This window comes from Paenibacillus cymbidii, from assembly GCF_004764705.1.
Lineage (GTDB): Bacteria > Bacillota > Bacilli > Paenibacillales > NBRC-103111 > Paenibacillus_AN > Paenibacillus_AN cymbidii.
On the sequence record NZ_SHLX01000002.1, the window covers coordinates 124,865 to 145,569 of the forward strand.

Consider the following 20,705-nt stretch of genomic DNA (forward strand, 5'->3'; position numbering starts at 1 on the left):
CCGTGCGGCGGTTACGGCCGCGGAAATTTATCCAGCGCATGCCGGATCACTTGCTCCAGCTGCTTGTAATGCTCCGTTTCCACTTCGATAAGAGGAGCGCGCACGGCTGCTCCCACAGGCAAGCCGACGATGTCCATGCCCGCCTTGATCAGCGAAACCGCGTACCCTTTCCGCTGCTTGCGGATGCGGTTGATCGGCAGCAGCACTTCCGCGTACAGCGTCTGCAGCAGCTCCCGGTCCCCGCCGCGCAAGGCGTTGAAATACAGCCGGGATACATGCGGCAAATAGTTGGACATCGCCGAAGAGTAGCACTCGAAGCCGAGTCCGGCATACGCCGGCATCGTAATTTCCGCGAACGGCATGCCGTTCATCCACTGCAGCCGCGAGCCGATCGTGCGGGTCAATTCGACGTTCAGCTCCATGTTGCCGAAGCCGTCCTTGAAGCCGACGATCTGCGGCAGCTCGCACAGCCGCTGCACCGTCGCCGGCTGGAACACCGCGTTGTCGCGCTGGTACAGGATGCTGGGCAGCCCGGCGCTTTCGACAATCGTGCGGTAGTAGCGGTACAACCCTTCCTGCTCGGGCGAAATCAGATACGGGGGCAAAATAAGCAATCCATCCGCCCCGTTAATACGGGCGAGGTCGGACAGCACGACCGCATGCTGCAGATTGCCTCCCGTTCCCGCATATACAGGCACGCGGCCGGCCGTTACGGAAACGGCCATCGCCACCATCTGCTCGTATTCGGCAACCGACAGCGACTGAAATTCGCCCGAACCCGCGCAGATAAAAATCGCATCCAGCCCGGAATCGAGCAGGAAGCGGATATTCGCTTCGAGCGCCCGCTCGTCGATGTTGTCGCTGCGGTCGAAAGGGGCGACCGGAAACCCGAGTATGCCCTGCACGCCTTGTTTGGCCATATCCTTCTGTTCCTGCCTTTCTGTTTGTTATAATGAAGCTAACTATCGATGCAAATCAACGTAGCGGACCCGGTGTCTGAGGTAACCTTCATTGCCGATTGGATCGGAGAGCGATCCAATGCGGTAATGAAGCTAACTATCGATGCAAATCAACGTAGCGGACCCGGTGTCTGAGGTAACTTTCATTGCCGATTGGATCGGAGATCGATCCAATGCGGTAATGAATCATCATGCTGTGTTTGCCGAGGGGAGGACGACGCCTTGCCGGATATGCCTAGGACGACAAACCAATCGCCAGCAACGCCCGCGCCGGAAGCCGCTGCCGACACGGCGGCAGAAGCCGCGGCAGCGGCCGGCCTGCCGAATACCGCCGTCATGCAGAAAAGCAACCTGTACCTGAACCGGTTCGCCACGCGGCTCGCCTATCCTCCCTCCGCCTTCAACGTCCGCTATTGGGGCGGCAGGCCGGGGCATCGCGGCAATGCGGAGCATTCGCACACGTTTCTCGAAATTTGTTATGTCGCCGGCGGCGAAGGCAGCTATCTGAACAATGGCGTCCGTTATCCGCTCAAGCAAGGCACATTGTACGCGGCCAGACCGGGCAGCCGCCACCGGTTCGAAAGCGTCGACGGCATGGTGCTGTGGTTCGTCGCCTTCGACATGGACCGGGAGAGTTCCTCCCCGGACAGCTGCCGCATGTACGAAAGCCTGTGCGAGCTGGAGCACCTGTTCCTTCCGAACGCGGGACAAACGGCGGTTGTCCACTTGTGGCAGTCGCTCGTGCTGCTGTCCGGCGACGCCGACGCGCCGCCCGATCCGGACGTGATCGCCCGAATCGCCCATTCGCTGCTTTATGCGGCGATCCGTTTTTTTGCCGAGCGTCACGGTTCCCTGCATCAGCGCCAATCGGGCGACAACATCCCGGCCGCCTCCGCCGCGCTGGCCAAAGCCGAGCGCTACATCCAGGAGCGCATGTCACGCAAGCTGACCCTGAAGGAAGTGGCGCAGGCGCTTTACTTGTCCGAGCGGCAGCTGTCGCGGACGATCGCCGAAGGACTCGGCCAGACGTTCCCCGTCTGGCTCCGCACCGAACGCGTCCGGCGCGCCGCCTATCTGCTCGCTTACACCGACCAGAGCATCAGCCGCATCGCCGAAGACACCGGCTTCGATACGATCAGCTACTTCAACCGCGTGTTCGTGCAGACGCTCGGCATCACGCCAGGCAAGTTCCGCAAGCAGGCGGGCTCGGACGAGCAGGACGCGCAGGCGGTCATGCAGCAATATTTGCACCTGCTGGTCGCGCGGCACAAAAAGCAGCCCTAGCTGCTTAGCCGGCGAACTCGTCCATCGCGGCGAACAGCCCTTTCAGGTAGCCGATCGAATACGACCAGCCGGCCCGATTGTTGCGCCAGCCGCCGTTCGGATGCGCCTCGCGGGGGTAACCTTCTTCCAGCTGCAGCATATGATCGGGATTGATGCAGCCGTCGAAACCGACTTTGCGCAGCGCGAGCAGGATTTTCGGCATATTCAGATCGCCGTCGTCCAGCATCGCTTCCTCGAAGGCCGCCGCCGTCGCCAGACTGCCCCGCACATTGCGCAGATGGACGAGGAAAATGCGGCCCTTCCGCCCGAACTGGTGAATTTCGTCGAGCACAAGCGCGCTGCCTCCCGCTTCCGCCCGCGTCCCGACGCAGTACACAAGACCGACCTGCCGGCTTGGGAACATGTCGATCACCCGATGCATGCCGATGCCGTCGAACGGCGTTCCCGGATGCGGCGTATCGGACGGGTGAATCGTCAGCTTCGTGCCGTACTGCTCCGCGATCGGCACGAGCTTCTCGTACACCGTGCGGAACTTGCCCCACCAGCGCTCCGTCTCCTCCAGGCTCGGCACGTTTCGCCCCGCCTGGTCGGCTGCCCGCTCGCCTCGTGCGATGGCGCCGCCGCGGTGAACGGCTTTGTAGATGTGCGTCGACTCGGGGATCACGTCCCCGGCAAAACGCAGCCGCGCGATCGGCATCCGCGCCTCGCCGAACACCTTCATCGCCGCGCAAACGTTGTCCAGCTCGCGTTCGGCCCCGTCGCTATCGTACATGAACGCGTGCGTCATGTCGGGCAGCGTGACCCGGTTGATGTCCATTCCCCACGAGCGGATCCGGGCGCGAAGCTTGAGCAGTCGGTCGAGGTCCGGATAGCCTTGTTCGTCGACGCCGGGAAACATCGATCCGATGACAAGGTCGAGGCAGTCGACGCCAAGCTGGCTCATCAGCTTCAAATCCTGCTCCGGTATATCGCAGGTCGTCACTTGTATGGCAATTTTCATCATGCGTACAGTTCCTCCTTTTGGATAGCTGCGACACAATTCCAGTATAAGGGGCACTGAAAGCGCCGTCTTTTTAAAATGACGCCGATCTTTTTCACTTTTTGTCACTCGAAACGGTCCCGCTGGTTTGCGAATGCTTAAGTGTATAAATACACTTAACATTCCGCAGTTGAGCTTTATTTCGGGTTTTACCGTCAGGCTTAATGCACAAATACATTTAAACATGTGAAAGCGAAAAAAATGAACCACTTTAAATGCATTAATGCATTTAAGCTTAGGCGGGAGCTGTTTCGAGAGGCGTGACTGGCCACTGATGGCGGGGCTCGCGACTGATACAAACTGGCTTCTGGCGCGCTCCCTTACCACAAATCCGCGGCAAAAAGCCGTCGCCATTGGCGACGGCTTCGTCCCTTGCGTTCTCCCGCGACGGCGCAACGTCACGCCGTCATTCGGCGGCGGCGCGGGCGCGGCCGTCCCGCACGAACTGCGCCGTTGCGGCCATTTGCGCCGCGTCGACCGCTTCGAGCGTGACGAACCCGCGCGGCTTCGTCTCCTCCAGCAGGCGCCAAAACTGCGCATAATCGAGCCCGCCCAAGCCGGCTGCCGTTTCGGCAATGCCGCCGTTCGGCTCGCGCCGCCAATCTTTCGCATGCGCGCTGACAATGCGCGGGCCCAGCAGCCGGAACGCTTCAGCGACGATTTCCCGCTGGTTGTCGACATTGCCCGCGCTCAGCAGGTTGCACGGATCGAGCACAACCCCGACGCACGACGACGGGAACCGTTCGATCGTTTCCGCCAGTTTGCCGGCCGTATCGATCAGGTGCGTTTGCGCCGCCTCGAGTCCGATCGTCACGCCCCACCGCTCCGCTTCCTCCACAAGCTCCTCCAGCGCACGGTCCAGCCGTTGCCAATGGCGCGCAAGCAGCGCCGGGTCGTCCGTCGCCGGCACGCCGACCTCCGTCGCCACCGTCGGCGCGCCGAAATGCCGCGCATGCCGCAGATGCTCCTTGAACCGGTCGACATTGTAGCGATACGTCGCGTCGTCCAGGTCGATCAGGCTCGCATAACAGCCAAGCACGGCGATGCCGACGCCGGCGCGGTCGAACGCGCCGCCTACTTCGTTCGCCAGCCCCGGGCTGAGCTTGCCGAGCGAAAAGTCGATGCCGTCGATCGCTTTGGCAAGCGCCAACTGCACGTAGTCAAATTTGCGGGAAGCGATTTGCGCGGCCAGTTCCTTTACGGGAAGCTTGCCGGCCAGATGGGCCAAAATACCGACAGTCATTGGGTTCACCTTTCATTCGCGCGGATTTGGTCTATTTGCCGCTGCCCGGCACGGCCCCGGTTTCCTTCGGCGGACAAGCGGGGACAAGCGGTTCCCTTCAGTATACCGGATTTTTGAAGGATGTTCCCTGCGCGTTGTTTAAATTCATACCGATTGGCGATCATGCGCGTACCCCTGGCTCCGCTGCGGGTAAGGGAACAACTCGTCCACGCGGACGCTGTGGCCGGTTTCGTTCGTGAAGACGACATGCTCGCGCCGGAACTGGCGCGGGCTTTCCAGGCCGCATGCCGCCGCAAGCGAAAACAGCCCTTCCCGCAGCTGCAAAATGTAGTTCATCACGCGCCACATTTTCTCCTCGGGGGCGAGCGCCGCCTGGAATTTGCTGTCGGTCGTCGTGATCCCGGTCGGGCATTTGCCGGTGTGGCACTGCATCGCCATGATGCAGCCATTCGCCATCATGAAGCCGCGCGCGGAATTGACGCAGTCCGCTCCCATCGCCAGCGCGATCGCGACTTTGTCCGGGGTCACAAGCTTGCCGGAAGCGAAAATGAGAAACCGCTCGCGCACGCCGAATTTGCGCGCCGTATCGTCCAGGATGAGCAGCGCGCTGTACAACGGCAGCCCCATTCCGTCCGCCATCGCTTTGAACGTGGCGCCGGAGCCGCCTTCCGACCCGTCGACCGTAATGAAGTCCGGGCAAATGTCAAGGTCGAGCATCGCCTGAAAAAAAGGCTCCAGCCGCTTCGGGTCGCCGACGACGATTTTGACGCCGACCGGCTTGCCGCCCTCCTCCTGCAGCGTGGCGATGAAGCGGAGCGCTTCCTCCGGATTGGTCAGAAACTCGAAGCGGTTCGGCGAGTTGACCGTCAGGCCGACCGGGACGAGGCGCGCCTTGGCGACCGGTTCGGTCACCTTGCTGCCTTCGAGATGGCCGCCGCGAATTTTGGCGCCCTGGTGGAACTTCAGTTCGAACGCCTTGATGTTCGCGATCGTTGCCTTCTGGCGGAACGCTTCGATCGAGAAACGGCCCGTTTCGTCGCGGAAGCCGAACAGGCCCGGGCCGATCTGCGCGATGACGTCGGCGTCGGACTCGAGATGCACGCCGGCCACGCCGCCTTCGCCGGTATTGATCCAGGAGCCGCCGGCCATGCGCGCGCCGTTGCCCGTCGACTGGATGTAGTTCTCCCCGACGGCGCCGAACGACGTGGCGGACGCGCCGAACATGCCTTTGAGCCGCCACGGGATGCGGCGGTCCGGTCCGACGACGATGGCGTCTTCGTCATGAAGCAGCCACGGTTTCACCTGCTCCTTGACGAACGCTTCCTTGCGGGTGAACAACCCTTCGTCGGTGATGACGTACTTCTGGCCGGGGAGCAGCGAGGCGTTGTCGACCTTCAGCTCGCTCGTCAGCTTGGGGAACATCGCGTTCGACAAATAGAAGCCGGGCTTCTCGTAATCGCGCCGGCCGCCGAACGAAATGAGGTCGGTCCGGTACTTGGCGGCGTACACGATGCCGATAAAGTCGGCGCGCGGGAACGGCCGGCCTTCCGTGTCATTGTCGAACCAGTACTGACGAAATTCCGGACCGAGCTTCTCGAGCAGGTAACGCAGCCAGCCGAGAAACGGGTGGGAACGGATGATCGAATGTTTTGGCCGTTTGGACAGGACGTACATGTAACCGAAAAAAAACGCCACGGGGAGAACGACGACAATGGCTACGATGGCAAGTACAATTTTCACCCACACTGGTTAAAGCCCTCCCGACTTCGTCAAGGTTGTTTGCGGCGCTTCGCCTACGGAGGCGCCGCTGCACCAGTAGTATACCATGAACTGCCAGAGGCATTCGATTGAATCTCGCTTGTGCGGTGCGTATCGCTTGAGCGTCTGACCGTACCTGATCTTTCGTGCTATAATTGGGGGCGACAAGCAAGTCGACTATAGAGCGAACGGGAGGCGTACGAATGCGATACCGCAATTTGGGGAAAAGCGGCCTGGAAGTGTCGGTGCTCGGGCTCGGAACGAATGCGTTCGGCGGACGCGCGGACAAGGAAACGTCGATTCGCGTGCTGCATCGCGCCGCGGACCTTGGCATCACGTTTTTCGACACCGCCAATATTTATACCGGCACCAAGTCGGAGGAAATTATCGGCGAAGCGTTCGAGGGCCGGCGGCACGAGGTTTTGCTGGCGACGAAAGCCGGCATCAGGCGGGGAGAGGGCCCGAACAGCAGGGGCGCCTCGCGGCAGCATATTTTGCGGGAAATCGAAGGCAGCCTGCGCCGGCTGCGGACGGACTACATCGACTTGTACCAGATCCACACGTTCGATCCGCAGACCCCGCTCGAGGAAACGCTGCGCGTGCTCGACGACCTGGTTACCGCAGGCAAGGTGCGCTACGTGGGCGCGTCGAACTATGCGGCGTGGCAAATGATGAAATCGCTCGCCGTCAGCGACAGCCGGCAGTTGGTCAAGTTCGTGTCCGTCCAGCCCGGCTATTCGCTGGTCGATCGCGGTGCGGAGCGGGAGCTCGTTCCGTTCTGCGTCGATCAGGGGATCGGGCTGATTCCGTATTTTCCGCTGGCAGGGGGCATCCTGACGGGCAAATACGCGGGCGGCGCCGTGCCAAGCGGCTCGCAGCTCGACCACAACCCGCGCTTCTCGCAGCGGATGAACGCCGCGCGGCTGGAAACGGGCGAATTTGTGGCCAAGCTGGCGGCAGAAATCGGCACAACCGCCACGGCGCTGTCGCTCGCCTGGCTCATGCGCCGTCCAGCCGTCAGCACCGTGATCGCCGGCGCCACCCGTGAAGCGCAAATCGACGACAACTTGCGGGCGGTCGACCTCGAACTGTCGGAAGACGTCGTGCGCGCGCTCGATGATGCAAGCAAAGAATTCGTTTATTCGCCGCCGTTCTGACACCGCTTTCCGCGGCAGCCGGCCCCCCGCACGCATGCGCGGGCCCGGCTGCCGCCCCTCTCATCCAATACCCCTTATTTGCCTGCTTCTTTTGTCCGCTATCCCCTTCGCTCAATCTCAAGCATCAACGACTTTAACTTTTATCCCATTTCTGGAAAAATTCCCCTTCGATGCAGCGACACCATTCAAGTGGTACGCTTCCAAACTCGATACAACCAACCGCCAACTTGAGCCAACGGGATAACCGACAGATACGAACTGACGCGACTTCTCACTCGTTCTCTCTCCCGGCACGTTCGCCGCCGCACCAGTTTGAGCCAACGGGATAACCGACAGACACGTGTTTCAGTTGACCACTTTAGACCTGACAAAATCGCCCTCGCCCCCCACGCCTCACCTCTCGCCCCGCTCCTCCCCGCGCCGCTCCCCCGGCAGCCCGTCCCGGCGCACATGCGCGAAACACGCAGAGTAACCGATTGTAACGTGGTAAGCAATTGAATCTTGTTGCAGGCGAAGCCGGCAACGTACACTGAAGCTGCGAGACGAAAACGCAAATCGAGGGGGCGTTTGCACAATGAACAAGTTTTGGCGCGGCACAGCCGCAACCGGCCTCGGCCTCGTGCTGGCCGTCACGGCCGCCTGCACCGCAAGCAAGAAGGACACGGCGACCAGCCCGTCGCCCACGGCGCCGCAGCAATCAAGCGCCGCTTCCGCCAGTCCCGCACCGTCGGGTGCGGCGAACAGCGGCAAGTACAACCCGCCGATCGAGCTGACAACGGTGCGGATGGTGCAGCCGAACCAGCATTTCGACGCCGGAGAAAATATCGACCGCAACGCGATCTACGACTACTACCTCGAGAAGCTCGGCATCAAGGTGGTCAACAAATGGACGGTCACCGGCGAATACAACTCGAAGGTGAAAATCGCGATTGCCGCCAACGACCTGCCCGACTTCCTGAAGGTGTCGGATGCCGACCTTCAGGAGTTGGTCAACAACAACATGGTCATGGACCTGACGCAGTTGTGGGACAAGTACGCCTCCGAGGATACGAAGCGGGAGTTCACCTACGACGGCGGCAAACAAATCAAATCGGGCACGTTCAACGGCAAAATGATGGCGATCCCGGAAACGCGCAACCCGTACAGCAAAACGATGTTCGTCTGGGTGCGCAAGGATTGGCTGAAGGAGCTGAACCTGCCGGAGCCAAAAACGATGAACGACCTGGTAGCCATTTCCGACGCGTTCTCGAAACGGGACACGAAGGGCAAAGGCAAAGCGTACGGCTTGTTCCTCGACAAGGACCTGGCCGACTACAAAGGCTTTTTCAACAGCTTCCACGCTTACCCCGGCATCTGGGTGAAGGACGCGTCGGGCAAGCTGACGTACGGCAGCCTCGATCCGCAAATGAAAGCGGCGCTGAAGCAGCTGCAGGACATGTTCAAGGCCGGGCAGATCGATCCCGAATTCGGCGTCAAGGATTTCGACAAGGCGGCGGAGCTGATCGCCAGCGACCGCATCGGCCTGATGTACGGCACGTTCGCCAACAGCCTCTCGCTCGCCGCCGGGGCGGTAAAGGACGGAAAAATTTTGCAGGATTGGGAAGCGTACATGATCCCGTCGATCGACGACAAACCCGCGCTGAACCCGGCGCTGCCAACCGTCAAGACGTACTACGTCGTGAACAAAAACGCCAAGCACCCGGAAGCGGTCATCAAGCTGCTGAACGAATGGACCGCCTCGGCCGTCAAGTCGACGGAGGAGAACAGCATCCTGCTGCTGGGCAAAGCGCGCAAGCCGAGCGACTTCTCCTACTACGAAATCAACCCGATCTTCGTGTTCTCGCAATACGCCAACGTGCTCAGCGGCGAGTTGATTCCCAAGGCGCTGAAAACCGGCGACCGCTCCGTGCTCGGCACCGATCTCGACCGCAACATCCGCTACGACTCGGTACTGGAGTTCAAGAAGGGCAACATTACCGAAAGCAGCTGGGTGCAGAATCTGATCGCCAAGGAAGACGGCACGCTGGCGAAGCTGAACGCCATTTACAAAAACAAGCTGTTCATGTACAACGAGTTTTACGGCGCGGCCACCCCGACCATGGGCGAAAAGATGAGCATCCTCGACGCCAAGGAATACGAAATGATCACGAAAATCATCATGGGCTCCGCATCGGTCGACAAGTATGACGATTTCGTCAAGGAATGGAAAAGTCTCGGCGGCGACAAAATCACCCAGGAAGTCAACGACTGGTACCAGAAAATGAAGTAACCGTTTGCGATTGCCATACGGAGGAGGTTCTGGCCAAGAACCTCCTTTTTGCAAACCGCTTCTGTCCGCGCCACCGTCCCATCTTGCGCCACAACGGCGGCCGCGCCGCTATCGCCACTGGAGGCATGACCATGCTGCTCAAGGAATGGAAAATAAACAAGCTGCTGCACCTGATGGTGCTGCCCAGCCTGATCTATGTGCTCATCTACAAATACGGCCCGATCGCGGGCATCGTCATCGCCTTCAAAAAGTATTATCCGGTCAAAGGCATCTGGCATTCGCCCTGGATCGGCTGGGACAATTTCCAGTACGTCCTGCTGCTGTCGGATACGCCGCGCGTCGTCGCCAATACGCTGGTTATCGCCTGCTGGAAAATCGTCTGCGGCCTGATCGCGCCAATCCTCACCGCGCTGCTGCTGAACGAGGTGCGCAAGTCGCTGTTTCGCCGCACGTTCCAGACGCTGGTGTATTTTCCCCACTTCCTGTCCTGGATCATTCTGAGCGGCATTCTGATCGAGCTGCTGTCTCCCAACGCGGGCATCGTCAACCATGTGCTGGGCTGGCTGGGGATCAAGCCGATTTTTTTCCTTGGCGACAATCGCTGGTTCAAGTTTACGCTGGTTGCCTCGGACGTCTGGAAGGAGTTCGGCTTCGGCACGATCGTGTACCTGGCGGCGCTGACGAACATCAACCCGAGTCTGTACGAAGCGGCCGAGGTCGACGGCGCGAACCGCTGGCGGCAGACGTGGCACATTACGCTGCCGGGTATGATTCCGATCGTCGTCCTGCTGGCCACGCTCAGCCTCGGCAACGTGCTGAACGCCGGCTTCGACCAGGTGTTCAACCTGTACAGCCCGGCCGTGTACGAATCCGGCGACATCATCGACACGTTCGTGTACCGGCTCGGCCTGCAGCAATACCAATACGGCGTCGCCACGGCCGTCGGCCTGTTCAAATCCGGCGTATCGCTCGTCCTGATCAGCATTTCGTATTATGCGGCTTACCGGTTTGCCAACTACAGAATTTTTTAGGCGGTGTGGCGTTTTGTTCAACTATCGCACGAGCACGAGCTACCGGATTTTTACGCTGGCCAACTATTTGTTCCTGACCGTTCTGGCGCTGAGCTGCGTTCTGCCGCTCATACACGTGCTGATGGTTTCGTTCAGCTCCGCCCAGGCGGTAGCCGCAGGCCGGGTCGGCTTATGGCCGATCGACTTCACCTGGGCTTCCTACGAAAGCGTTTTTGCCAAAAAAGCGTATTTGCTCGCGTTTCTCGTTTCGCTCAAACGGATTGCGCTCGGAGTGCCGATCAATATGCTGCTGGCGGTGACGCTGGCCTACGCGCTGTCGAAGGAGAGCCGGCAGTTCCGCTTCCGCACGTTTTACGCCTGGCTGTTCGTCGCCACCATCCTGTTCGAAGGCGGCCTCGTCCCCTACTACATCATCGTCAAACAAACCGGACTGATCAACTCGCTCTGGGCGCTGGTCATTCCGAATGCGCTTAACGTGTTTAACGTGATTTTGCTGCTTAACTTTTTCCGCAGCCTGCCGAAGGAACTGGAGGAGTCGGCGACCATCGACGGGGCCAATCACTGGACTGTGCTATGGCGTATTTTCGTGCCGATTTCGCTGCCGGGTCTGGCGACGATTTTGCTGTTTACGATCATTTCGCACTGGAACAGCTGGTTCGACGGTTTGATTTTCATGAATAATCCCGACGGCTACCCGCTGCAAACGTATTTGCAAACCCACGTCATTCAGAAAAACGCCAACATCAGCGAAATGAGCGAGGAAGAGCTGCGGCAATATTTCAGAATCAACGAACGCACCGCGCGGGCGGCGCAAATTTTTGTCGCTGCCTTGCCGATTCTGCTGATTTACCCGTTCCTGCAGAAGTATTTTATGAAGGGCATCGTGCTCGGCAGCGTCAAAGAATAAAATACGCGTTTAACGAAGGAGCATCCCGGCATGAACAAAATCGATGCGAACTGCACGATCGGCACGTGGGTCAACCAGGAGCTGGAGGTGAACGACGAAACGCAGTTTCTCGAAGCGCTCGACTACTACCGGATCGACCGCGCGATCGTCAGCCACGTCATGGCGCACACGTACGACCCGATCGTCGGCAACGAACGGCTGCTGAAGCTGGCGGCAGGCGACCGCCGGCTGATCCCTTGCCCGATTCTCGCCCCGCATTACAAGTATCATGCCGGCTGGCCGGCAATGGCGGAGCTGCTGCGCGTGCACGGGATCAAGTTCGCCCGGCTGGCGCCGAAGGAGCACGGCTACGCGCTGCACAGCCCGCATACCCGCGAAATGTTCGCGATCGCCGAACGGCTCGGCATTCATCTGCTGCTGGGCCACGCGGAAATCACCGACGCGGAAGGCATCGAGCTGCCCGGCTTCGAGCTGCTGCTGCGGCAATACCCCGGCGTCAACGTGATCGTGACCGGGACGAAGCACCGCCGCAAGCTGATGCTGTACGGCTACCTGGAGTCTTATCCGAACGTGTATGCGGAATTTTCGCTGTTCGACAATTGGCTTTCCTACCAGGAGGCGGTTGGGCTGTTCGGCTCGGAACGGCTCGTGTGGGGCTCCAACATGCCGTTCAACATGCCGGGCTCGGCCATTACCATGCTGTCCTATGCGAACATTTCCGCCGAAGACAAGGCGAACATCGCTTACCACAATATCGCAAGACTGATGGGAGAATAACCGATGCTGCTGAAAGATTACGCCGAAAACGGCCTGCCTTTTGCCGACATTCCCGTCATTGACGTGCATGGCCACCTGAGCGCCGCCGCCAATCCGTATATCCCGTACCCGAACGAGGAGGACCAGGCGGTACGGTTCCTCGAGACGCTCGACAGCGTCGGCGTCGATTACGCGATCGTGTCGATGCAGCGCGGCTTCGGCACGAACGAGCTGGATGCGAATCTCGACCTGGCGAAAATCATGACGCGCCACCCCCGTCTCCTCGGCTGGGTGACGTACATCCCGTTCCTGCCGCAGCCGAGCCTCGACATCGCCGACGCCTGTTATGCCGTCTCCGACCGTTTTGTCGGCATGAAAATTCATCCCGACGCCAACCGCTGCGCGATTGGCGGGCCGGAATACGCGCCGCTATGGGAATACGCCGATGCGCGGGGCCTGCGCGTGCTGACGCATACGTGGGGGCAAAGCCCTTACTCCAACCCCGAGCAACTGCACGACATTGCCCGCCGTTATCCGAACGTCGCCGTGCTGATCGGTCATTCCGGCGGCCGGGGCACGGCGATCGAAACGGCGATTGCGCTGGCGAACCGGTACGACAACCTATACCTGGATCTGACCGGCGCGTTTCTGTATTCGTCGTGGACGCTGGAACGGTTCGTGCGCAAGGCCGATCCGGATAAATTGCTGTTCTCGAGCGATGCCACCTACAACGACGTCACCTGGGAAATCGGCAATATCGCCTACGCCCGGGTGCCGGAAGAGGTCAAGGAGAAGGTGCTTGGCCTGAACGCCAAGCGGCTGCTCAAGGGGGTGATCCGCGATATGTAAATGAGGGCACGAAGTTCGCGCAGTCCGCACGGCTTGTTGTCCCGCTTTCGTTCCATCCATTTCATGAGGAGGTAATGTAATGGCAATCCGTATCCGCAACAAATGGTTAGCGTGCCTGCTGATCGCCAGCCTGCTGCTGGCGCTGGCCGGACCGGTCCGCTGGGGCTTCGGCGGCATCGCGCACGCCACCGGTACGCCGACTTACGTCTCCACCTTCGAATCGATCGGCCTGACCTGGAATCCCGGCGTGGTCAACCAGGCCGCTTATACCGCTTCGGTGCAGTACCGCCTGTACAACTTCAACGCCGCCTGGAGCGACGGCCTCGACTTGTCCTACGACCCGCGCACGACCGGCGGCCGCGACGCCGAGTTCAGGGGCAGCATCGTGGGCCTCAACCCCGGCACCAGCTATGAAATCAAGCTGACGCTGTCCGATCCGGAGACCACGACCGCGACGCTCGTCGCCACGACGATGAGCGAATATTTCCCCGTCGGCACGACCGTGACGCTGCCGGCCAGCTCCTCCTCGGAGCTGCTGATCACCTCGGGCGGCTCGCCCGGCGCCTACAAGCTGTACACGTTTGATCCCGAAGACGACACGGCGGTCATCGACGTCGACGGCGAAGCCGACACCTGCATCACGATCAGCGCGCCGTACGTCATCGTCCGCGGCGTTACGTGCACGGGCGCGAACAAGCACGGCATCTCGCTTGTCGCCGGCGCGCACCATGTCGTGCTCGAAGGCAACGACATCAGCGACTGGGGCTCGGAGCGTTCCGCCGGCACCGGTCTCGGCGCAGACTGGAACGCGGGCATTCACGCCGCCTACCTGCAGCCTACGATCAAGGATATCGTGATCCAGGGCAATACGATCCACGACCCGCGTTATACGGCGAACACCTGGGATAGCGGCCATCCGCTCGGCCCGAACGGCATCGCCTTCGAGCAGGACGGCGGCGGTCACAACATCATCCGCTACAACACGATTACCGGCAACGACACCCACTACTACAACGACAATATCAGCGGCGGCGAAAATTATTCATTCGGCGGCATGCCCGGCCCGGACTCGGACATTTACGGCAACCTGCTGACGCACAGCTACGACGACGCGATCGAAGCCGAAGGCGGCGGCCGCAACGTGCGCGTGTGGGGCAACTACATGGACAAAGTGGCGACCGGCGTGGCCAGCGCCGTCGTTTCGATCGGGCCGCAGTACATTTTCCGCAACGTGCAGAACACGACGCGAATGAAATACGCCGGCGGCGGACCGGACACCGACAGCGATCGCGGGCCGTTCGGAAAGTCCGGCAACGACCGGAGCGACCCGAGCATCGGCGGCGGCAAACGCTACTTTTTCCACAATACGACGCTGCAGGCGCCGCCGCCGGTGGGCTCGACTTACCCGCTCGGCGCCGGAGCGGGCATCAACGATGACGGCGGACCGCTGACCAACACCGTGTCGCGCAACAACATCTGGCATATTTGGAAAACGAACTGGAGCAGCATCTACGACTCGAACGCCAGCGTGACCAACGATTTTGACTACGACCTGTACAACGGCAACATCACCGCTTACACCGGCGCGGAAACGAACGGCATTCACGCCGCGCCGATTTACGCCAGCGGCAACGGCTACATCAGCGGCAGCGGCGGCGCGTACGCGCTCGATCCGACCAGCCCGGGCTACCATGCCGGCGTCGCGCTGAACAATTTCAACAGCGGCAGCAACGTGGATATGGGCGCACACCAGTCGGGCACCCCGGCGATGGTGTTCGGCGTTGCCGGCTTTAACGTCAACCGCGCGCCGCTCGTTTACGCCGGCGCCGGCACAACGACGGGAACGGAAGCCGGTCTGAACGGCATCGTTTACGACGACGGGCTCGGCTCGCCGGGCGGCACGCTCAGCTATGCGTGGACCCAGGTAAGCGGTCCGGGCACCGCCTCCTTCGTCGACGACGAGGCGGCAACCACGCTGGTGTCGTTTTCGGCCAACGGCACGTATGTGCTGCGGCTGACGGCAAGCGACGGCCTGCTCTCGGCGGCGAGCGATGTCACGATCGTCAAGGACAGCTCGCCGGCGACGCCGACACCGACGCCTACGCCGACACCGACGCCGACTCCGACACCTACGCCAACCCCGACGCCGATTCCGGGCGATCACATCTACACCAGCCAGCTGCCGGCCGGCTTCGACAATGACGCCCGTTACGAGCTGGGCACGAAATTCAAGTCCGCCGTCTCCGGCACCGTATACGGGGTGCGTATATACACGAACGCTATCGAGGGCGGCGACCACGCCGTGCGGCTGTGGAACGCAAACGGCACGTTGACGGCCGGTCCGTTCACGTGGACGATCGCGGCCGGCACGGCCGGCTGGCGGGAATTCGATCTGCGCGCGGAGAACATCACGATCAGCGCCGATACCGACTATATCGTCGCCGTTTCGAACAGCACGGACAAGATTTACGCCGCTTCGCCGGGCGGCTTCACCACGCCGATCGTCAACGGCAGTTTCATTACTTACACGACCAGCGGACTGTTCAACACGACGCTCGGCAACATGCCGAATACGTCGTTTAACGACGGCAACTATTTCCGCGACATCATCTTTGCGCCGGATCCGACGCCGTCGCCGACACCAACGCCCACGCCTACACCGACGCCCACGCCGACTCCGACACCGACGCCGATTCCGGGCGAGCATATTTTCACCGGCCAGACGCCGAGCCTGTACGATAACGACGGGCGTTACGAGCTCGGCACGAAGTTCAAGGCCAGCGTCTCGGGCACGCTCGCCGGCGTGCGCATTTACACGAACGCCAGCGAAGGCGGCGAGCATAAGGTGCGGCTGTGGACGGCGGCCGGCACGCTGGTCGACGGTCCGCGCACGTGGACGATTGCCGCGGGCACGGCCGGCTGGAAGGAATTCGCTCTGCCGAACATCGCGATCAGCGCGAATACGGACTACATCATCGCCGTCTCCAACAGTTCGGACAATTACTACGCCGCCACGCCGGGAGGCTTCTCCTCGCCAATCGTAAACGGCAGCCTGGTCACCTATGCCGGCAGCGGGCTGTTCAACACCACGCTCGGCAATATGCCGAACGCGTCGTTCAACGACGGCAACTATTTCCGAGACGTCATCTTCGTAGCGGATTAGGCACGCAAGCGCAAAACAGCGGGAAGAGGCAGGGCGAACCCTGCCTCTTCCCGCGTTTTGTTTGGCGGGGGGCGGGCCCGGGCGAACCGCGAGGGCTCGGAAGATGCCGCCAGGGGCGGTAGCGCGGGCAAGCGGAGACGCTGCGCGAGGCGGGAGAGGCGGGGGCGCGGGCCGCCCGGCAAGGCGAGTACCGAAATAAGCCATGTTTCATGGCCTATTTCGGAAAAAACGAGTGCCCGCGCCAAAATAACCAGTGATTTCACTGGCTATTAGGCCAAAATACCCGATTCCGGGTCAATTTCCGCAGAATAAGCCATGTTTTCACTGGCTATTTCCTTCGCAACACGCAAAGTATCGCTAATAGGCCATTTTTTATAGGCTATTTCCACGAGCCGGCCCACGAACCCGGCTACCAAGCGCCCCGTCTTTCTCCGCTCCCCCTCTTCCCTCACCTCCCCGCCTCCCTGCCTCCCCGCCTCCCTGCTGCCTTCTGCTTTCCTTGTCTGCTCTTCCGCCTTGCTCCCGGCCGCAAAAAAAAGACGGCCCCGTTTCGACCGTCGCTTGCTCCCGCTACAGGTACATCGCTCAGAAAGTCGTGCCCCCTGCGCCTATACCTCTCTGCGGGCGTCCGGCTCCGAGCCGGCAATCATCGCCAGCATCGATTTGCGCAGCTTGCACACCATCGTGTACATCGGGTTGTAAATGTTGCCCACCTCGTATTCCACGCACTGGCCGAGCAGCGCGCCGATTGCCACGTCGCCCAGGCCGTAGTCGTCGCGCAGCCAGCGCACCATTTCGCTGGTCGCATGTTTCACGGCCATCTCCAGCGGCTTGGCGTTGCCGATCGCAAACAGCCACGTATCGTCCTCGCCGCGCGGCCAACCGATCGACCGCCCCTTGATGACGCGCACCGTAAACGTGACGTCGAAGCTCGTTTCGACGCCCGTGCCGCTGATTTCTCCGTCCCCCTGCACCGCATGGCCGTCACCGAGAAAGAACAACGCGCCCGGTTCGAACACGGGCAAATAAGCGGTCGAACCCGCCGTAAACCGGCGGTAGTCCATGTTGCCGCCATGCTCGGCGGACGAAGCCGTGGCGATATGCTCGCGACGGGCCGGCGCCGTACCGAAGCAGCCGAGAAACGGCGCCAGCGGCAGCCGGAAGCCGCCCAGCTCGGGCGGGCAATCGGTCAGGCGTGTCGTCCCGCCGGCCAGATCGATGTCCCAGCCGACGATTTGCCTCGGCGCCATCGATGCGAACAACTCGGCTTCCAGCACCTGATGGTTGAGCACGTTGGCGGTCCAGCCGCTGTCCCGGTTCGGATACAGCCGGTCGAAACGAACGGCCAGCGTATCGCCCGGCTCGGCTTCTTCGACATGGAACGGGCCGGTCATCGGATTCGGCCGCACGCCCACGGCGCGAAGGTGTTTGTCGTCCCCGCGGGCGTCGATCGTCGACGTCACGACCGTGTCGCCGGAACGAATGCGACAGGCCGGCTCATGCGCGCCCATCGTATTGTAGAAGACGGTCGGGGCAAAATGGTGCGTACTCACAATGTTTCCCTCCTTGCTCATGATGGTTCGTTCGCGACGATCCAACTCTCCGCCGGTACGGTCAGGCCGTCCGGCGTATGCCGCAGGGCGATGGAGAAATTGGCGACAATCCGCGTGCCGTCGGCGAACGTCGTTTCCTGAACATTGCCATCCTCGGACACGAAGCGGTGATCCACCAGCTCCAGCTTGCCGATCCGGCGATGCAGCTTCGCCACCGGCAGCGCCAGATCGAGCGCCTGCCGCACCTCCGGGTCGTCCAGACGGAAACGGTACAACGCCGTTTCCGAGCCGTTCCCGGTCCAGGCATACATCGCGCCAAAAGGGAACACATCCGGCGGGCAACCCGTCAGCGCGTCCATGGCGGCCATAATTTTCGCCCTGCCGCCGGAGCGCTCGTACAGCTGGTCGGCCGGATTGCGGCCGTGCCAAGGATTGTTGTAGTTGTGCACCTCCCACCACGAATGGATCATGCTGTCGTGGTACACCAGCATCGTCAGCGGAATCGGCCAGAACGGCCAATGGCCGTACAGCGGCAGCGCCTTGACCGAACCGATGTCGTATTCGAGCGAATACGCATCGTTGAACGTTTCCGAGCTGACCGCGCGCGCTCCCGCCTGACCGGCCAGCAGCAGCCGCTTCAGCCACTCCCGGTCCTCCGAACGCGACAGCGGATACCCTCGATGGCCGGCGTGGTCAAGCGCGTAACATTCGCCGAGCGAAGCGCAAGTAATGACGTCAAAATGGTCCCAGGTCATGTCGGCGATATCGCCCCGTACCGCCTCCTCCTGCCAGGACGGCAGCGTCGAGTTGCAATTAACATACCATTGCTGGTCATCGATTTTCCACATTTTTATGATGCTGCCGTCCGCCTTTCGGCGATATCGCGCCCGCACCTCGTCAGTGCCGGTATCGAGCGCTTCGTTCACCCACGACCACGGGGCAACGTCGTAGCCGAGCCGTTCGATCGCCGCCACCGTCTCGCCGCTCATGCGAATCGGCGGCAGTCCGCCCATATGAATGTCGTGATGGAACATGTTGAACCGGGCCGGGTACACGAGCGCCCGGTCGAAGCCGCAGTCGCGCAGCTTGGCGCACTCCGCGGCGTAATCGAGTTCATCGTCCTGGCAGTAGCCAACAAAACACATCAGCGCGCCAAACAAGCGCTCCAGCATCGGGCGTGCGGCGATTTTGTCCTCCCAGCTGCGGAAGCGTCCCTGTTCGATCACCTTGCGGCGATACGCCTTGGCGATCGCGACGTGGCCGGCGTCGGTGCACGTCAGACGCACCTCCCGCGCATAACGCATGCTGCCGAGCGAAGAACGCTGCAAATTGGCCGCCCAGAACCGGCCGTCCGCCTCCTTGCCGATCCACCACAACGTATCGTCGCAGGTTTCCGCCGTCAGCAGCAAGCCCCCGTTTTGCCCGATATAGCCGATCAGCGGCATCGAGAAGCCGCCGTGTCCCGCTTCCGCCAGCCGCAGCTGCTGCGGCTTCCCCCGGCCGTCCCACAGCATGCCCTGCATGATGGGCAGCGCCAGCCGCAGCGGTTCGCCGGCAGGTACGAAGGCGCCGGGAAGCGCAATGACGCCGATCGCCGATGGCACATCTTCAGGCAATCGAATGTCGACTGCACGCTCCGAGAGCCGATATTCGTAACGCAGCTCATGCTCCCCTGCCCGATAGGCGATCGTCACCCCCTCCTCGCCGCGGGGCCAAGCCGCAACCGGAACGAGCGGCAGCAACGGCGTTTCTTTGCCCTCCGCGTCGTCCGCCAGGCCGTAAACCTGGGTGCGCGGGTCCAGCGTCCAGCGGGTGCCGCGTTGTCGGTCGATCAAGGCCAGGCCGCTGCCGTTGTCGCCGCAATAGAAATCGAACTGCTCATTCGCGAGATGAATCATCCGTCGTCTCCCCCAAGGCGCCTGCAATCGGGCGCCAACAATTTTATATTTTACATTTATACAATATATTGGTATTATTAATAATATATTCTATTTTCTTGACGAAAAGGAGCCTGTCTAATGAACATCCTGGCTATCGGCGCCCATCCGGACGATATCGAGCTGCAGTGCGCCGGCACACTGGCAAAATACGCCCGCCGGGGCGACCGCGTCACGATCGCCGTCGCAACCAACGGAGACAAGGGCAACTTCGACACCGAACCTGCCGAGCTGGCTGCCATTCGCGAGCGGGAGTTCCGCGCCTCGTGCGAAACGCTGGGCGCCGTTCCCGTCTGGATGGGTTATCCCGACGAGCTGCTGGACAATACGCTGGCGAACCGTCTCGCTTTTGTCGACCTGATCCGCAGCGTCGATCCGGACGTCATTTTCACTCACGGACCGAACGATTATCATCCCGATCACCGCTACACCCACCAGCTGGTGTGGGACGCCATCTCGCTCGCCGGCGTCGCCCGGGTGCAAACGTCGCTGCCGGCGACGACTCGCCAGTCGGCGCTGTATTGGATCGACAATCTTGGCGGTATCGGCTTCCATCCCACCGAACTCGTCGATATTACCGACAGCATCGCAATCAAAAAAACGGCGCTCGCCGAGCATGCCAGCCAAACCCGCATTTTCGCCGAGCTGCTGGCGGTCGACCTGCTCGACGTCGTTGAAACCGTCGGCAAATTCCGCGGGTACCAAGCCGGCTGCCGGTATGCGGAAGGCTTCGTCAAGGCGGAAGCGTGGTACCGCGGATTGGCCGCCCGCGTACTGCCGTAGCCGGGCGGGAGCGCCGC

Annotated in this window: 16 protein-coding genes; 9 read left to right on the plus strand and 7 right to left on the minus strand. The window is 61.3% G+C overall.

Features of this window, described 5'->3' with window-relative positions; translation table 11 throughout:
• Positions 1 to 11: 11 nt before the first annotated feature.
• A complete protein-coding gene (gene kdgD / locus EXY20_RS03895; RefSeq protein ID WP_135547878.1) occupies positions 12 to 920 on the minus strand; it encodes a 5-dehydro-4-deoxyglucarate dehydratase in 909 nt (302 codons plus the stop codon).
• Positions 921 to 1,190: 270 nt separating this feature from the next.
• Here kdgD and EXY20_RS03900 point away from each other — a divergent pair, with 270 nt between their 5' ends.
• Positions 1,191 to 2,243 carry an AraC family transcriptional regulator gene (locus EXY20_RS03900; RefSeq protein ID WP_235885365.1) on the plus strand — a complete coding sequence of 351 codons (1,053 nt, stop codon included), beginning with the start codon at positions 1,191 to 1,193 and terminating at the stop codon, positions 2,241 to 2,243.
• A gap of 4 nt (positions 2,244 to 2,247) precedes the next feature.
• Here EXY20_RS03900 and EXY20_RS03905 read toward each other — a convergent pair whose 3' ends face one another.
• The 3 genes from EXY20_RS03905 to EXY20_RS03915 form a co-directional block, all read right to left on the minus strand.
• Positions 2,248 to 3,246 carry a mannonate dehydratase gene (locus EXY20_RS03905; protein ID WP_135547882.1) on the minus strand — a complete coding sequence of 333 codons (999 nt, stop codon included), beginning with the start codon at positions 3,244 to 3,246 and terminating at the stop codon, positions 2,248 to 2,250.
• A gap of 442 nt (positions 3,247 to 3,688) precedes the next feature.
• On the minus strand, positions 3,689 to 4,525 hold the full coding sequence (locus EXY20_RS03910) for a sugar phosphate isomerase/epimerase family protein (RefSeq protein WP_135547884.1): 837 nt from the start codon (positions 4,523 to 4,525) through the stop codon (positions 3,689 to 3,691).
• Positions 4,526 to 4,669: 144 nt separating this feature from the next.
• Positions 4,670 to 6,199, minus strand: a complete 1,530-nt coding sequence (locus EXY20_RS03915) for a glutamate synthase-related protein (RefSeq protein ID WP_135548424.1) — start codon at positions 6,197 to 6,199, stop codon at positions 4,670 to 4,672.
• A gap of 287 nt (positions 6,200 to 6,486) precedes the next feature.
• On the opposite strand from EXY20_RS03915, the gene EXY20_RS03920 reads away from it, so the two are divergent.
• From EXY20_RS03920 to EXY20_RS03950, 7 genes are all read left to right on the plus strand, one after another.
• Positions 6,487 to 7,440: an aldo/keto reductase gene (locus tag EXY20_RS03920; RefSeq protein WP_135547887.1), complete on the plus strand. Its 954-nt coding sequence runs from the start codon at positions 6,487 to 6,489 to the stop codon at positions 7,438 to 7,440.
• Between the two features lie 574 nt (positions 7,441 to 8,014).
• Positions 8,015 to 9,709 carry a type 2 periplasmic-binding domain-containing protein gene (locus EXY20_RS03925; RefSeq protein WP_135547889.1) on the plus strand — a complete coding sequence of 565 codons (1,695 nt, stop codon included), beginning with the start codon at positions 8,015 to 8,017 and terminating at the stop codon, positions 9,707 to 9,709.
• Between the two features lie 125 nt (positions 9,710 to 9,834).
• Positions 9,835 to 10,740 (plus strand): ABC transporter permease, encoded by a 906-nt coding sequence (locus EXY20_RS03930; protein WP_407944889.1) that lies wholly within the window; start codon positions 9,835 to 9,837, stop codon positions 10,738 to 10,740.
• A gap of 13 nt (positions 10,741 to 10,753) precedes the next feature.
• Complete coding sequence (locus tag EXY20_RS03935; RefSeq protein WP_235885344.1) at positions 10,754 to 11,647, plus strand: carbohydrate ABC transporter permease; 894 nt, start codon at positions 10,754 to 10,756, stop codon at positions 11,645 to 11,647.
• Positions 11,648 to 11,677: 30 nt separating this feature from the next.
• Positions 11,678 to 12,424: an amidohydrolase family protein gene (locus EXY20_RS03940; protein ID WP_135547895.1), complete on the plus strand. Its 747-nt coding sequence runs from the start codon at positions 11,678 to 11,680 to the stop codon at positions 12,422 to 12,424.
• A 3-nt stretch (positions 12,425 to 12,427) separates the two neighbouring features.
• On the plus strand, positions 12,428 to 13,252 hold the full coding sequence (locus tag EXY20_RS03945) for an amidohydrolase family protein (RefSeq protein ID WP_135547897.1): 825 nt from the start codon (positions 12,428 to 12,430) through the stop codon (positions 13,250 to 13,252).
• A 79-nt stretch (positions 13,253 to 13,331) separates the two neighbouring features.
• Entirely contained in the window at positions 13,332 to 16,415 is a 3,084-nt protein-coding gene (locus EXY20_RS03950; RefSeq protein WP_135547899.1) for a DUF4082 domain-containing protein, read from the plus strand.
• A gap of 269 nt (positions 16,416 to 16,684) precedes the next feature.
• Here the strand turns inward: EXY20_RS03950 and EXY20_RS03955 are convergent, their stop codons facing one another.
• The 3 genes from EXY20_RS03955 to EXY20_RS03965 all read right to left on the minus strand — a co-directional run bounded on the left by EXY20_RS03955 (position 16,685) and on the right by EXY20_RS03965 (position 19,866).
• Positions 16,685 to 16,867, minus strand: coding sequence for a hypothetical protein (locus EXY20_RS03955; RefSeq protein ID WP_135547901.1), 183 nt, complete (start codon positions 16,865 to 16,867; stop codon positions 16,685 to 16,687).
• 156 nt (positions 16,868 to 17,023) lie between these two features.
• Complete coding sequence (locus tag EXY20_RS03960) at positions 17,024 to 17,968, minus strand: acetamidase/formamidase family protein (protein WP_135547903.1); 945 nt, start codon at positions 17,966 to 17,968, stop codon at positions 17,024 to 17,026.
• Between the two features lie 17 nt (positions 17,969 to 17,985).
• Positions 17,986 to 19,866 carry a glycoside hydrolase family protein gene (locus EXY20_RS03965; protein WP_135547905.1) on the minus strand — a complete coding sequence of 627 codons (1,881 nt, stop codon included), beginning with the start codon at positions 19,864 to 19,866 and terminating at the stop codon, positions 17,986 to 17,988.
• 120 nt (positions 19,867 to 19,986) lie between these two features.
• Here EXY20_RS03965 and EXY20_RS03970 point away from each other — a divergent pair, with 120 nt between their 5' ends.
• A complete protein-coding gene (locus EXY20_RS03970) occupies positions 19,987 to 20,688 on the plus strand; it encodes a PIG-L deacetylase family protein (RefSeq protein WP_135547907.1) in 702 nt (233 codons plus the stop codon).
• Positions 20,689 to 20,705 lie beyond the last annotated feature (17 nt).